This window comes from Streptomyces rishiriensis (assembly GCF_030815485.1).
Classification (GTDB): Bacteria; Actinomycetota; Actinomycetes; order Streptomycetales; family Streptomycetaceae; genus Streptomyces; species Streptomyces rishiriensis_A.
This window is the reverse complement of sequence record NZ_JAUSWV010000002.1, coordinates 3071769-3085927: the sequence shown is the minus strand read 5'-3', so window position 1 is coordinate 3085927 and position 14159 is coordinate 3071769. Positions and strand designations below refer to the sequence as shown.

Genomic DNA, 14159 nt, shown 5'->3' with positions numbered 1-14159 from the left:
CGATCTTGCGGCACATCTACCGCTGCCCACTGCGCTGGGCGGACATGGACGCGTACGGCCACGTCAACAACGTGGTCTTCCTCCGCTACCTGGAGGAAGCCCGTATCGACTTCCTGTTCCGCCCGGAGAAGGACTTCAAGCAGGGGTCCGTGGTGGCGCGTCACGAGATCGACTACAAGCGGCAGCTCGTCCACCGGCACTCCCCGGTCGACATCGAGCTGTGGATCACGCAGATCAGGGCCGCGTCCTTCACCATCACCTACGAGGTGAAGGACGGCGACCAGGTCTACGTCACCGCCTCCACGGTGATCGTGCCGTTCGACTTCGAGGCGCAGCGGCCGCGCCGTCTCACCGCCGAGGAGCGTGAGTTCCTCGCCGAGTACCGGGACGACGACGAGGAGGCCGTCGCCGCATGACGGTGCTCCACCTGGCCGACGAGGGGGAGGCCGCGGACGTCGCGGCCTTCCTCTCCCGGCTGCTCCGCTACGACCGTGGAGCGGCGGTGCGGCTGCAGGCGGCCGGCACCGCCCTCGCCGTCTTCGGCCGGCCGCCCTCCTTCGAGGTGCTCGCGATCCGCGCGGTCCGGCTGGCCAAGCCGTACGAGAACGGCCTCGATGTCGCGCTCGACGTGACCGTGTCGGCGGGTGAGCTGCTGGAGTCCGTCGACGAGGGCGCCGCGACGGCTGCGGTTCCCGCGGCCGTCACCGGGCCGCCGTGGGCCGGTGTGCTGCCGCCGCGCGGTGGGTGGCGGACCGAGGCGGGGCTGCCCGCACCGGACGCGCTGCGTGCGATGGTCGGTGCGGCCGTCGCCGAATTCCGGTCCCGGACCGAGGAGTTGACGGTCGAACTGCGGACGCGGGCCGAACTCGACCGGATCGGGCGGGAGATCTGGTCCCGGACGGTCGGGGACACCGGACTTCCCGTGCGCGCCGTGCACGCGGCCCAGTCGCTCGGATTCCTTCGGCCCTCGTCGGGCCCGGGGGAGCTGAAACTGCTTTCCTTCGGCGCGTGGCTGCGGCTGCGGACACCGTACGGGTCGATCGCCGTGCGGCGGGCGGGGCAGCTGGGAATGCTCGACGTCAGCGTGCGCTGACGCCCGCCGTCCCCGGCGCCACGTTCCCCGTCCCCTGCCCCGGCCCCATCACGCTCCCCGTCCCCTGCGCCGTCTCGGCACCCGTCACGTCATCTCGCGTGACCCCTCGCGTCTCCCGTCACCTCTCACCCTGCTTCCCCGGCAGGGCCCGGGCGGTTCGGCGCGTCCCCCGTCGCGGGTTACTGGGGGGTGTTCACCATCGACGCCGCCGCGTACGTCAGGTAGTTCCACAGGGTGTGCTCGTGCTCCTCGGGCAGACCGAGCTCGTCGACCGCGACCCGCATGTGCTTCAGCCAGGCGTCGTGCGCGGCCCGGTCCACGACGAAGGGGGCGTGCCGCATCCGCAGACGCGGGTGGCCGCGATGCTCGCTGTAGGTCGTCGGACCGCCCCAGTACTGCATGAGGAACAGCGCGAAACGCTCCTCGGCCGGGCCCAGGTCCTCCTCCGGGTACATGGGCCGCAGGATCGGGTCCTCGGCGACTCCCTCATAGAAACGGTGGACCAGCCGGCGGAAGGTCTCCTCCCCACCGACCTGCTCGTAGAAGGTCTGCTCCTGAAGCGTGCCGCGCCGAATCTCTTTCACGCCTCCCATGGTCTCAGACCGGGAGACGGAGGACTTGAGGCGTAGGACCGCCCCTGCGGCCGCTCCCGGCGGCTCGGTTCCCGGGGCTCGCTTCCCGGGGCCGCGCGCCGCACAGTGGAGTCATGAGCGCGGACGCACTCGACAAGGAGCTTGCAGACCTCGCCGCATCGGCCCGGGCGGGGCTGCTGCGCGAGATCGAGGCGAGCGGGGCCTTCGACGCCGATCCACGCTGGGAGGAGGCGTTCGCCGCGGTCCCGCGCCACCTCTTCGTGCCGTACTACTACGTCGGCGGTGTGGGCGGCCACGAACGGTGCTGGGGCGGTAGTCCGGACCCCCGTACCCGGGCCCGCTGGGTGCGGGGCGCGTACGAGGACGTCCCGCTGGCCACCAGGATGCGCGACGGCGTGCTGCTGTCCTCCAGCAGCCAGCCCTCGCTGATGGCGCTGATGCTGGCCGAGCTGCGGGTCGAGGACGGGCACCGGGTCCTCGAGATCGGCGCGGGCACCGGGTACAACGCGGCACTGCTGTCGTACCGCCTCGGCGACGGGCACGTCACCACCGTCGACCTGGATCCCGAGATCACCGAGTCGGCCCGCCGGCACCTTCAGGACGCGGGGTACCGGCCGACCGTCGTCACCGGAGACGGGGCGCGCGGGGTGCCGGAACGCGCCCCCTTCGACCGGATCATCGCGACCTGCACGCTGACGTCGATCCCGCGCGCCTGGCTCGCCCAGTGCGCCCCCGGGGCCCTGATCCTGGCCCCGCTGGCCACCGGGCTGATCGCGCTGACCGTGCGGGACGCCGGACACGCCGAGGGCCACTTCCTGCGGACCCCGGCCTTCTTCGTGCCGTTGCGCGGGTCGGACCGGCGCGAGCCGGAGCCGGTGGCGCTCGCGGGGGTGCCGCACCGGGCCAGGGAGAGCGACCTGTTCCACTTCCTGCTGGCCCTGACCCGGGGCATCCTCGACCCCCAGGAAGCGTCCGCTCTGTGGGAGCGCGAGGGCATGCCGGGACGGGAGCGGTACGGCATCACGGTCGGCGCCGAGCACGCGTGGGCGTGGCTCGACGAACCGGAGGGGCCGTACGCGTGGCCCCTGCCGGGTTCGTCGGGTCCGGGCCTCGTCGAGGTCTAGCCGGACTCGGCCTAACCGCGGCGGATCGTGATCGTGGTCCAGGCGCCGACGTGCACCTGGTCGCCGTCCTGGAGCGGTACCGGGACGAACGGCTGGATCGGTTCTTCCGAGCCGTTGACCGTGGTGCCGTTCGTCGAGTTCTGGTCGACGACCGCCCAGCCGCCGTCCGGCTGCTGGACCAGCACCGCGTGCTGGTGCGAGACGCCCGGGTCCTCCGGCGGCACCGACAGGTCCAGGTCGGGGGTCTCCCCGGTGGAGTGGCGGCGGCGGCCGATGGTGAACTGGTTACCGGTGAGCGTGCGCTGCTGCTCGGGCGAGTACGCGGGCAGGTTGAGGCCCGCGGCCTCGGGGCCCGAGCGGTGCATCATCGCCATGAAGTACGCGCGGTCCGGGCCGATGGTCACCGACCAGGTGGCCGGCTGCTGCTGGTAGGCCGGGCCGGGCGGGGGCGGTGCCTGGGTGGCGCCGGGCTGCGGGTAGCCGTAGCCGCCGCCCTGGGCCGGGCCGGGGCCGCCGGGCGCGCCCTGGCCGGGACCGGGGTTCGACGGCGGGGGGATCACCCAGTCGTCGTCGGCGCCGCCGAAGGGCCGGCCGCCGGGCTGCTGTGGACGGCCCGTCTCCTGCGGGAAGCCGGACGGGGCCGCCGGACCGGACGGCTGGAAAGCCTGCGGAGCCCCGGGGCCGCCCTGGTTCCTGGGGTCGTTCTGGCCACCGCCGAAGCCGCCCTGGCCCGGTATGCCGGGACCGGTGGGCGTGGGCCCGGGCGGCGGACCCGGTCGTGAGGGGTCGGCGCCGAAGCCGGACGGGCCGCCGGGGCCGGGCGGACGGCCGCCGGGACCGGACGGCTCACGGCCGAAGGGGTCGCCGCCGGGACCGCCGGGCTCGCGGCCGAAGGGGTCGGAGGCCTGTCCGGTCTGCTCACGTCGGTAGGGGTCCGAGGGCGGACCCGACGGCTCGCGTCCGAACGGATCGCCGGGCGGGCCGGGAGGACGGCCGCCGGGACCGGACGGTTCGCGGCCGAAGAGATCGCCGCCCTGGCCGGAGGGGTTCCGCCCGAAGGCGCCCGGAGGCGGGCCACCGGCGGGACCGCCCTGGCCACCGGGCCTGCCCTGACCGCCCGGGCCCGACGGCTCGCCGCCGAACGGCGGGATCGGCTCGGCGGGACGGTTCATCTGGGACGGGCGGGAGCTCTGGTACTCGAACGGGTCACCGCCCCCGTAGGAGGGGGGCGGCGGCTGGAAGCGCCCACCGGGACCGCCCTGACCGCCCTGACCACCGGGGCCGCCCTGACCACCGGGGCCGCCGTGGCCCGGAGCGCCGGGGCCCGCGCCGGGGCCGGGCGCCGGCGGGCGCGGGGCGGCCGGGGTGTAGGAGGTCGCCGTGTTGGTCAGGAAGTTCCACCGGCACTCCTCGCAGAACGGAGCACCGCCCTCACGGGGCGTACGGCACTGCGGGCAGAGCTCGGGCTCGTGGTCCGGCACGGAGGACAGGTGCCGTCCGCCGGGCTGGCCGGGCTGGCCGCCCTGACCGGGCGGGGGCGGCGGGAAGCCGTAGCCGCCGGCGGTCGGGGGCGGCGGGGGAGGGGGCGGAGGCACGGCACCGGCCATGCGGTGACCGCAGACCTCGCACCAGTCGTCGGAACCCGACTGGTGTCCGTTCGGGCAGGTCGGCATGTCGGCGCGTCCCCCTCTCTCCTTCGGTGTCCCAAAAGCTCGTTCAGGTCACTTCTTTACACGAACAGTCTTTGTGGACCGGGTCTCGAGCGTCATCTCGTCGGCGTCCGTGACCTTCGCCTTCAGTCGCACAGTACCTGTCGTGGCGTCGACCACGTCCACCACCTTCGCAAGCAGTTTCGCAGTATCACCGTTCCCCGAGGCGCTCGCGAGCTGAACGGCACGGCCCAGTTTGGCCGTTGCTCCGTCCATATCTCCCGCTTTGCGAAGGTCGAGACCTTGTTGGATGACCTGTGCCAGTTCGGCCTGGCCGGTGTAGTGCGCGACCTGAGGGTTGATCGACGTGGAGGCGGACATGTCGTCGGTCCACACGGCTCGCACCAGACCCTGCGCGCCGAGGTTCTGCACCGTGTGGTCCGGCTGCGGGATGACCAGCGAGACCCGGGCGGCGAGCATCTCCTGGCCGACGTTCGCGGCCGGGACCTCGACACACACGTGGTAGTCGCGGGACTCGTCGCCCCAGGAACCGGTGGGGTAGTCACCCGCGCGCGGCCCCGCCTCCGTGCGGCGTTCGGTCAGCTCCTCGACCGTCGGCGCGACCTGCTTGACGAACTTGATGGCGGTGCCGACCGGGGTCCACAGGCGCAGCGCGACGTCCGCGACCTCCTTGCCCATCGCCGTCTCCATCATCTGCGTGAAGTCGGCGGCCAGGCCGGCCGGGTCGGCGACGATGTCGGCGGTGCCGAGCAGGGCCGAGGCGATGCCTGTGACTTCTTTCACTTCCCAGTCGGTGCCCACACCGCGGGCGTCACAGGTGAAACGTCCGGCGCAGTCGACGAGGGCGGCCTTGAGGTCCTGCGGCGACTCGTGCTCGTTGCGGCCGTCGGTGAGCAGGATGCCGTGCCGGATCGCGACGTCCGCGGTCGAGAGCAGCCGGTCGGCCAGCCGCAGCCAGGTGCCGATCGCCGTGCCGCCGCCCGCGCTCAGCCGGCGCAGCGCCTGCTTGGCCTGTTCCCGGGTGGTCGCGTCGGCGACCGCGAGGCGGCCTCCGCCCGGGTAGACCTCCTTGGCGACATGGGTGCCGCCGATCACCGAGAAGTGCACGCCGTCGCGCAGGGTGTCGATGGCGGCGGCGGTGGCGTCGCGGGCGTTGCGCATCTTGGTCGGCGGATAGTCCATCGAGCCGGAACAGTCCACCATGATCGCCACGGCGGCGGACGGCCCCTGGCTCGGCGAGTACAGGTGCGGCGCGGCTGCCGCGCTGCCCACCGTGCCGCCGCCGGTGGCGGTGACCGTGACGATCGCGTTGACCTCGCGGCCGCCCTCCGGCAGGTACTCGTTCTGGTAGACGTCCACCGAGAACTGCGGCACGTTCGACTTCGAGAAAATGGCCATGCCTACTCAAATCCCCCTCGGACACCCCACGTTCGCGGGGCGATCTCTGAATACGGACCGGTCCCCACCGGTCCGTACGCGTGCTTCCCCGTGCTTCCCGTGTTCTCCGGCGTTTCCCCGTGTTCCGGTGTTTCCGTTGTTTCCCGTTCGCGGCCTCAGGCCGATCCTGCCCCTTGCGCGGGGGCGGGGAACGGCACGACGGCCACTGTTACGTTGTCGTGGCCCCCGCCGTCCAGGGCGTGGCCGACCAGGACGCGTGCGCTGTGCAGCGGGCGGGCGGAGGCGTCCGGCGGGACGACCTCGGCCATGTCCTCGGCCGCCTCGGCGTAGTTCCACAGGCCGTCCGTGCACACCACCACCACACCGGGCCGGTCCGGCTTGAAGGAAGCGGTGTGCGGCTCCAGTTCGTAGGCGTCGGCGCCGAGCCAGCCGGTGATCGCGTGGGCGCGCTCGTCGGCATAGGCCTCCGCCTCGTTCATCAGGCCCGCGGCCACCATCTGCGCGGCCCAGGAGTCGTCCTCGGTGAGCCGGGCCGGGGGCGAACTGCGGTCCGCCGGGACCCAGTAGGCGCGGCTGTCGCCGACCCAGCCGACGACGAGCAGCCCGGGTGTGACGATCGACCCCACGAGGGTGCAGGCCGGGGCGTTCTGGTGCGGGGCCTGCTCACGGGCCGTGGCCGGCTCGTCGGCCAGCGCGTTGACCGCGTACGAGGCGGCGACGATCGCCTCGTGCATGGCCTGCTGCGGGTGGGTGCCCTGCGGCAGCGCGGCCAGCAGCGACTTGCTGGCCGCCTTCGACGCGGCGAGGGAGGCCTCGTCCGGGCGGGTCGCGGAGGACACGCCGTCGCAGACGATCGCCACGAGCGCGGGCGAGCCGTCCGGCAGGGCGGTGCGGCCGAGGCCGAAGGCGTCCTCGTTGCGGTGGTGGCGCAGACCGCGGTCGCTGACGGCGGCCAAGGGCCCCGACTCCTGCTCCATGTGGTCGCGTTCGCGCGGCTGCGCGTGCCCGCAGTTCTCGCAGTACCCGTCGTCGTCGACCCGGCCCGCCCGGCAGGCCACGCAGACCTGGTTGGTCTCGGCCACCGCGGCGGCCTCGGCGGCGACCCGGGGGTCCGGCGCCTGCAGGGCGTACTCGTCGGGCTCCGAGGGCCGGTCGAACCGCACACCGGGGACATCGGCGCCTCCCGGGTCACCGGAGGCGGGGGAAGGGGAGGAGGGGGCGGGTCGCGGAGGGAGCGGGGAGCCGGGCGGCACCGGTGCACCGGAACCCTGCGGCGGCATCGGCGCACCGGGACCCGACGGCGGCGGCAGCGCGCCCTCAGGAGGCAGCGCCGCGGTGGCGACGCCGCCCACGCCGGCACCGTGCGCGCCCGCACCACTCACCTGGTGCGCACCGGCGCCGCTCGCGGGGATGCCGTTCGGGTCGGCACCCGGTACGCCCGCACCGCTGACCGTCGGCCCCGCCGGACCCGTCGCCGCTTCCGGGGGAGCCGGCTGGGCCGGGGCGTTCATGGTGAGGGTCGGGTGGTCGTCCGGTCGCGACGGCACGGCGGACAGGTCGTATCCGCACGCACCGCAGAAACGGTCACCCGCGTCGAGCGGCTCCGCGCAGCTCGGACACGTCGGCAGAGCGGCCTGCCGGGGCATCTGGGACATCAACTACACCCACGTCCGGGGGCGGTAACGATTGGCACGTTCCACCAGGTCGATCCTTTCCTCGCCGCCGGTCGCCAGCCGGGCCAGCGTGCGGTACGAGCGCTCCAGGCCGAAGCGCAGTCCCCGCTCGTCCAGTTCACTGCCGAGCAGCACCCCGGCGGCCGAGCCCGCGCCCTGGCCACCGGAGAGTATCCAGTCGAGGGCGCAGCCGAGGACTTCGGCGGACAACTGCTCGCGTCGCGTCGGATCCAGACCGTACGCGTCCAGCGCCTCGACCTGGGCCGCGGCGGCGGTGAGGTCCTCCAGGAAGGGTACGTCGGAGGCGAGTGCGGTCCGCTCCCGCAGCCGGGCCCGCACGGCGGCCACCCGGGCCGCCGTGTAGTGGATGGAGGACTCCGGCACCGATTCCAGCGTACGCACGGCGCTCCGGCGGTCCCCGGCCGCGAGCTGGACGCGGGCCAGGCCGAACGCGGAGCTAACGAAGCTCGGATCGGTCGACCAGACCAGGCGGTAGTACTCGGCGGCGTTGTCCAGCTGCCCCAGCACCTCCGCGCACAGGCCGAGCGCCAGCTTGGGCGAGGGCTCGCCCGGGAAGGCGTCGTAGATCGCGTCGAAGGCGAGCGCGGCGCCCTCGTGGTCGCCGGTGACCAGCGAGGTGACTCCCCGGTACCAGACCACCCGCCAGTCGTCGGGCCGTTCGCCCTCGAGTTTCTGCAGGGACATGAGGGCGGCCTGGTGGTCGCCGTTCTCCAGCCAGGCGCGGATCTGCCGCAGCCGGGTCTCGACCGACGGCGCCGGCGCGGCCGCGAGAGCCGTGATCAGCTCGCTCGGCGCGGACGCCAGCAGCCCGGCGAGGAAACCCGCGTTGGGGTCGTTGGCGTCGACGTGCGGAGCGGGCAGCGCGAGCGCGGCGGCGGGCGCGGGGACGGTCTTCACGAGGCCGGGGGCGACGGCCCTCGCGGCGACGGTGCTCCCGGCGCCCGACGACGCGCCACCGCCGGAGCCCGCCGGCCCGGAGCCACCGACGAAGGCGGCGGCACCGGGAAGCGCGGGAGCGGCGCCGGCGAACGCGGGAGCGCCGCCGGGCAGGGCCGGCGTGGTGCCCGAACCGCCGAACCGACGCGGCGGCCTGACGGCGATCCGCGCGCCCAGCCGGGACACCTCGCCGGCCGGCCTGGGGAACAGCTCCGTGTCCGTGACCTTGACCTCCGGCCCGAACAGGGTCGACAGCGCGGGCCGGGCCCGGCCGCTCTGGAGCGAGACGACCTCGCGCAGCACGCCGGTCAGCTGCTCCGCCATCTCCTGCGCCGAGGCGAACCTGCGGGCCGGGTCGGGGTCGGTGGCGCGGACCAGCAGCCGGTAGAACGACTCGTACTGGCGGAAGACCTCGATGTTGTCGGGGTCGGGCAGCGAGTCGACGAAGACGGTCGTGTAGCCCTGGAAGTCGAAGGTCAGGACGGCGAGCGTACGGCCCACCGTGTACAGGTCGGACGCGATGGACGGCCCGACCTCCGCTACCTCCGGACCCTGGTAGCCGACCGTGCCGTAGATGGCCGACTCGTCGTCGTCCATTCTCCGGACCGCGCCCATGTCGATCAGTTTGAGCTGGTCCTCGGTCTGGATCGCGTTGTCGACCTTGAAGTCGCAGTACAGCAGGTTACGGCTGTGCAGATGGCCGAGTGCCTCGAGCGCCTCGATGCCGTACGCGCACGCCTGCTCCACGGGAAGCGGATCCCGCTTGCCCTGCGGAGTGCGGCGGTCGTTGGCGATCTCCTTGAGCGACTTGCCGCCGACGTACTCCATGACGATGTAGCCGTCGAGCGAGCCGGTGCGCTGGTCGAGGTGCTCGACGAAGTTGTAGATCCGCACGATGTTGGCGTGCTCGATCTCGGCGAGGAAGCGCCGTTCGGAGATGGCCGCGGCCATCGCGTCCTGGTCGCCGGTGTCCAGGAGGCCCTTGAGCACCACCCACCGGTCGGAGACCGCGCGGTCGACCGCCAGATAGACCCAGCCGAGCCCACCGTGCGCCAGCGCGCCCACGACCTCGTACTGGCCGTGCACGACGTCGCCCGCCTTCAGCTTCGGCACGAAGGAGTACGGGTGGCCGCACTTGGTGCAGAAGCCCTCCGTGCGGCCTTCCCGCTCACCGCGCGAACGTCCCACCGGGGCACCGCAGTCGGAGCGCGAGCAGAATCGCTTGCGCTCCGGCACCTCGGGATTCTCCTGCACCATCACACGGGGGTCGGGTCTCGGCACCTGCGGCACCGTGACCAGGCCGGCGCCGAGCCGGGCCCGCCCGGACGACCCCGCGGTCGAGCCGGAGCTGCGCACCGACACCGAGCGGCCCGTCGACGTGCCCGAGAGCGACCGGGACAGCCGCCCGGACACCGAGCGACGCGACTTCGAAGACTGCGACGACGTACGGGTGCTGCGGGCACTGCGCCCGCTGGCCCGCGAACCGGCGCCGCGTGCCGAGCCCTTGCCGCCGCCGGTCACCCCGGTCGGCGCTGAGCCGACCAGCCCGCTCGGCGAGACGACCGGCGCCAGACCGCAGGTGTCGCAGTACAGCTCGCCGCCGCCCACGTCCTCGTACGACCCCTCGCAGCCCGGCCGCTGACACGCCTGCCCTGCCTGACTCATGGCTACTGCTCCCCCCTACGGTCCTGAGGTCCACCCTGCTCCGGCACGCGCGGTGCCGTGAGCAGTTCGGCGGCCGCCTGCTGGTAGCGCAGGACGGCCTGTCCGGCGACGCGCAGATCACAGGGCGCGCTCCACAGCATGCGGCGCGCCGCGTCGTAGCGCTCGATGAGGAACGGGTCCTCGGCGAGTCCGTGCCGGGCGACCTTCGCCTTGTACGCGTCGAGACGGCCGCGCAGCTCCGCGCGCACCGCCAGCGGCTGGGTGACCGCGGTCAGCGACTCGCGCGCACGCAGCAGTTCGTCCTCCGCCTTCTGCTCCAGGGACTCCAGGAGCGGGGACAGGCGGTGCCACTGGGCGTGCCTGCGGTACTCGGCGGCCGTCGCGAGCTGCTCCTGGAGCGCGGTCGGCGGGCCGCTGACCACCGGCACCTCCGTCGCCGCGATCTTCGCGAGGACCTCGCCGCGCGCGGTGCGCGCCTCGGCGAGCGTCCGGTCGGCCCGGCTGAGGATGTCCCGCAGCCTCACCAGCCGCTGCTCGGCGTCCTGACGAACCGTCAGTACCGCGTCGATCTCCCGTCGTACGTCCTCCAGGGCGCGCGCCTCACGGTCGTACACCGTGGTGTCCGGACGGCCGCCGCCCGGCGCCGAACTGCCCTGCGCGGGGACCCAGAAGGCGAGCGGGTCCGACACCACCTGCTCGCGCAGGGAGGTCAGGGTGCGGGTGATGCGCTCCAGGTCGTCGCCCGCCGGGTGTTCGCCCGGGCGGACGCCGACGGAGTGCGCGAGCCGGCGGGTGCGCTGAAGCTCCGCGGCCAGGAGATCTATCCGGGCGGGCAGCGCCGACCACACCGCGTCGGCGGTGACGACCATGTCGAGCGAGGACGCGTAGAGCTCGTTCATCCGGTCGACGAGGGTACTGAGGGAGAAGCTGTGGCTGAGCCGGCCGGCTCCGTGCAGCGTGGGCGCGTTGGCGGTGGCGGCCGTACCGGCGGCGGAACCCGCCACCGTGACCGACTCGCCGCGCAGCAGTTCCGTCAGCTCCGCCAGATCCTCGCGGCTGGACCAGCGGCGCCGCGAGCGGATGTCGCGGGCGCCGCGCAGCGCGTCCGTGTACGCGTCGAAGTACGTCCACAGCAGCGTGATCGCCGCCTCCGCGGACGCCCAGCGGTCCTTGGTGACACCGGTCAGTTCGGCGCCCTCGAGAAGTCTGCGGCCCGCGTGGTCCTGGAGGGCGAGGAGCGAGGTCTCGATCGCCTCGTGCTCCGCGCCGAGCCGCGCCAGCGCACGGTCGACCTCGTCCCGGTCCATCACCGGCCCGGGGGGTCCCGTGACGCCCATCGATCACCTCTCGCTGCTGTGTCGGTCTCTCGGCTTCGTCCGCCGCCTGCCCTGCCGTCCTACCCGCCGGTCCGTCAGCCTGTGCTCAGGTACTGCGGCACGGGCGGCTTCGACTTCGTCGCGTCACCGCCCAGTGTCGCCGACAGCCACTTGTCGTACGAGGCCTGCCAGCCGCTCGCGCGGTACTCCACCAGGGTCTGGTTGACCCGGCGTACCAGATCCGTCGCGGTCTTCTTCATGGCCACGCCGTAGTACTCGGTCGTGAAGGGGGCGCCCTTCAGTTCGACCGTGGGGTCCTGGGCGGCCTGACTGGCCGCAAGCGCGCCGTCGGTGACGACCGCGTCCACCTCGCCTAGCTGCAACCGCACGAGACAGTCGAGCTGGTTGGGCACGGGGGTGGCGATCACCGCACTGGAGGCGATCTTCCCGGCCTTCTTGTCGTCGACCAGCTTGGTGTTGGCCGTCGAACCGGTCGCCGTGCAGATCTTCTTCTTCGCCAGCGTGTCGTCGTAGCCCTTGATCGTCGAGGACTTGGGCGCGAGGACCTGCTGTCCCGTCTTGAAGTAGGGCGCGGAGAAGGCGACGTCGTCCAGGCGGGTGCAGGAGATCGTCATGGTGCGGACGACCATGTCGACCCGGCCCTCCTGGATGGCCGGGATGCGCTGGTTGGTCGGGATGGCCTTGAACTGGACGGCGTTCGGGTCGCCGAGGATGTCCTGGGCGATCCGGTGGACCAGGTCGATGTCGAAGCCCTCCAGCTCGGCGCCCGTGTTGTTGGGGTCGCGGTAACCCCAGCGGTAGCTGTTCTGGTCGACGCCGACGATCAGCTTGCGCTTCTCGCCCTGCCGGGCCTTGATGGCGGCGATCGTCGGACCGTCCGCGCTCGACGGCGCGGGCGTCCGCTTCTCCGGGTCCGTGCAGTCGGCGTCGGCCGCCTGGGAGCCCGCGGCGATGCCCTGCCCGGCCCGGCCGGTGCTTCCGTCGCCGGGCGACCGGGTCGTCCACGGCAGCAGCAGGACGAAGGCCAGCGCGAGAGCGCACAGGCCCGCCATCGCGCCCACTCCGCCCCAGCCCTTCAGGCCGGCTCGCACCCGTCGCACACGCATCGTCACGCCCCCTCCCACCGGTACGCCTCCTTCCGCCGGTTCGCCCCCGCCCACCGACACGCTCCTGCCCACCGGGAGACGCCCGTTCACCGATCCGCGCCCGTTCACCGGCCCACGCCTGTTCACCGGTACTCCGACAGTCTGCGGCCGATGCCGACGACCGCGCCCGCGGCGCCCAGCACGGCGAGCACGGCGGCGCCGATCGGCAGGCCGGCCATCGCGTCCAGACCGTCCCCGGCGGCCTGGCGGAACTCGGTCTGCTCGTGCTTCAGCGCGTCCGCGAGGTTCTGGTCGACGTTGTCGAAGCACGCGCCGGTCGCGTCCTTGCCGCCGATCACCAGGGCGAGCGCCTGCTCGTAGTTGCCGTTGTCGTCCTGCGCGCGGGCCGTGGTGTGGCGCTTCTTCCACTCCGCCATGTTGCTCTCGGCCGACTCGACCGGCTTCTCGCCGGCCTGGTCGTCGGCGAGCTTCGCCGCGAGGGTGAGGCCCTTGCCGAGGGTGTCGATCTCGGTGGTGAACTCGTGGTCGTACTTGTCGAGCGTCACCTCCTCGCCGTCGGCCGACACCTTCACCGTCTCGGCGCCGCGCGCCACCAGCGTCAGGTTCTCGTTGCCGCGGGCCTTGAGGGAGGCGATCCGGGCGTCGTGCAGGACGTTCAGCGAGCGGACCCCGTGGTCGTAGGAGTCGTTCAGACCCGCGCGGGCCACGCTGTGGCCGACGACCAGCCAGAGCAGGACGACCGTGGTGGCCGCCGTCGCGGCGACCAGGCCGTGGTTCAGGACGCGGTTCGTACGGCGGTAGTTGCGGTGCTGCGCCCAGGCGAGACCGGCCAGCGCGAGGACGCCCAGCGCGATCGCCGCCCACGGGTAGGGGGTGGCGTCGCCGTAGTCGTCCTGGAGGCGCTGGTTCTCCTTGGTGTAGAGATCCTGGGCCGCCGGGAGCATCTCCCCCTGCATCTTCTCGTTCGCGTACCGCAGATAGGCGCCGCCGACGGGGAAACCCTGCCGGTTGTACGTCCGTGCGCGCTCCACCAGGCCCTTGTACTCGGGCAGCAGCGTGTTCAGTTTGGTGATGAACGCCGTCGAGGGCGAGTCGGGGTCGGCGTTGCTGGCCGCCGTGACGAGCTTGGCGGCCGCCTCGTCGATGTCCTCCTCGTAGCGCGCGCGGGACTCCGCCGTCTCCTGGCCCCCCGCCAGGAACCCGCTGGAGGCCGCCGTGTTGGCGTCGGCGAGCGCACGGTAGATGTCGGCCGCGGCCGTGCTGAGCGGCTGGCTCTTGTGCAGCACGTCGTCGGCGGCGGCCGCGCGGTCCGTCGTCTGCCAGGCCGTCACGGCGCCGAAGGCGAGGACGAGCAGAGCGAGGAGGGCGCCGATGATGCGGAGCCGGCCCGGCTCCGTCGTCGCCGCCGCGCGCGCCTTGTCGACGCCCTCGGCGAACGCCGTACGGCGGGTCGGCGGTGGCGCCGAGACCGGCGCAACTGGCGCCACGGTGCTGGCTGGTGCCGGGTTTGCCACGTTTGACCTCCCCCATGGTCATCTACCGC

At 73.1% G+C, this 14159-nt stretch carries 11 protein-coding genes; 3 read left to right on the top strand and 8 right to left on the bottom strand.

Annotation, left to right across the window (positions count from 1 at the left end; genetic code table 11):
* Nucleotides 1-5: 5 nt before the first annotated feature.
* Both QF030_RS16155 and QF030_RS16150 read left to right on the top strand, forming a co-directional pair.
* Nucleotides 6-416, top strand: a complete 411-nt coding sequence (locus QF030_RS16155) for an acyl-CoA thioesterase (RefSeq protein WP_307163377.1) — start codon at nt 6-8, stop codon at nt 414-416.
* Nucleotides 413-1093, top strand: a complete 681-nt coding sequence (locus QF030_RS16150; RefSeq protein WP_307163376.1) for a hypothetical protein — start codon at nt 413-415, stop codon at nt 1091-1093. Before QF030_RS16155 ends, QF030_RS16150 begins: the two co-directional genes overlap by 4 nt.
* A gap of 179 nt (nt 1094-1272) precedes the next feature.
* Here QF030_RS16150 and QF030_RS16145 read toward each other — a convergent pair whose 3' ends face one another.
* Nucleotides 1273-1686: a globin gene (locus QF030_RS16145; RefSeq protein WP_307163375.1), complete on the bottom strand. Its 414-nt coding sequence runs from the start codon at nt 1684-1686 to the stop codon at nt 1273-1275.
* Between the two features lie 113 nt (nt 1687-1799).
* On the opposite strand from QF030_RS16145, the gene QF030_RS16140 reads away from it, so the two are divergent.
* Nucleotides 1800-2810: a methyltransferase domain-containing protein gene (locus QF030_RS16140; RefSeq protein ID WP_307163374.1), complete on the top strand. Its 1011-nt coding sequence runs from the start codon at nt 1800-1802 to the stop codon at nt 2808-2810.
* An 11-nt stretch (nt 2811-2821) separates the two neighbouring features.
* On the opposite strand, the gene QF030_RS16135 is transcribed toward QF030_RS16140, so the two are convergent.
* The 7 genes from QF030_RS16135 to QF030_RS16105 all read right to left on the bottom strand — a co-directional run bounded on the left by QF030_RS16135 (nt 2822) and on the right by QF030_RS16105 (nt 14130).
* Complete coding sequence (locus tag QF030_RS16135) at nt 2822-4483, bottom strand: FHA domain-containing protein (protein ID WP_307163373.1); 1662 nt, start codon at nt 4481-4483, stop codon at nt 2822-2824.
* Between the two features lie 48 nt (nt 4484-4531).
* Nucleotides 4532-5878: a vWA domain-containing protein gene (locus tag QF030_RS16130; protein ID WP_307163372.1), complete on the bottom strand. Its 1347-nt coding sequence runs from the start codon at nt 5876-5878 to the stop codon at nt 4532-4534.
* Between the two features lie 155 nt (nt 5879-6033).
* Nucleotides 6034-7533, bottom strand: coding sequence for a PP2C family serine/threonine-protein phosphatase (locus tag QF030_RS16125; protein WP_307163371.1), 1500 nt, complete (start codon nt 7531-7533; stop codon nt 6034-6036).
* A 3-nt stretch (nt 7534-7536) separates the two neighbouring features.
* Complete coding sequence (locus tag QF030_RS16120) at nt 7537-10173, bottom strand: serine/threonine-protein kinase (RefSeq protein WP_307163370.1); 2637 nt, start codon at nt 10171-10173, stop codon at nt 7537-7539.
* A gap of 2 nt (nt 10174-10175) precedes the next feature.
* Nucleotides 10176-11510, bottom strand: coding sequence for a hypothetical protein (locus QF030_RS16115; protein WP_307163369.1), 1335 nt, complete (start codon nt 11508-11510; stop codon nt 10176-10178).
* A 74-nt stretch (nt 11511-11584) separates the two neighbouring features.
* The gene (locus tag QF030_RS16110; RefSeq protein WP_307167586.1) at nt 11585-12616 is read right to left on the bottom strand and encodes a glutamate ABC transporter substrate-binding protein; all 1032 of its coding nucleotides are present in this window, start codon (nt 12614-12616) and stop codon (nt 11585-11587) included.
* Nucleotides 12617-12738: 122 nt separating this feature from the next.
* Nucleotides 12739-14130, bottom strand: a complete 1392-nt coding sequence (locus QF030_RS16105) for a hypothetical protein (RefSeq protein ID WP_373428769.1) — start codon at nt 14128-14130, stop codon at nt 12739-12741.
* Nucleotides 14131-14159 lie beyond the last annotated feature (29 nt).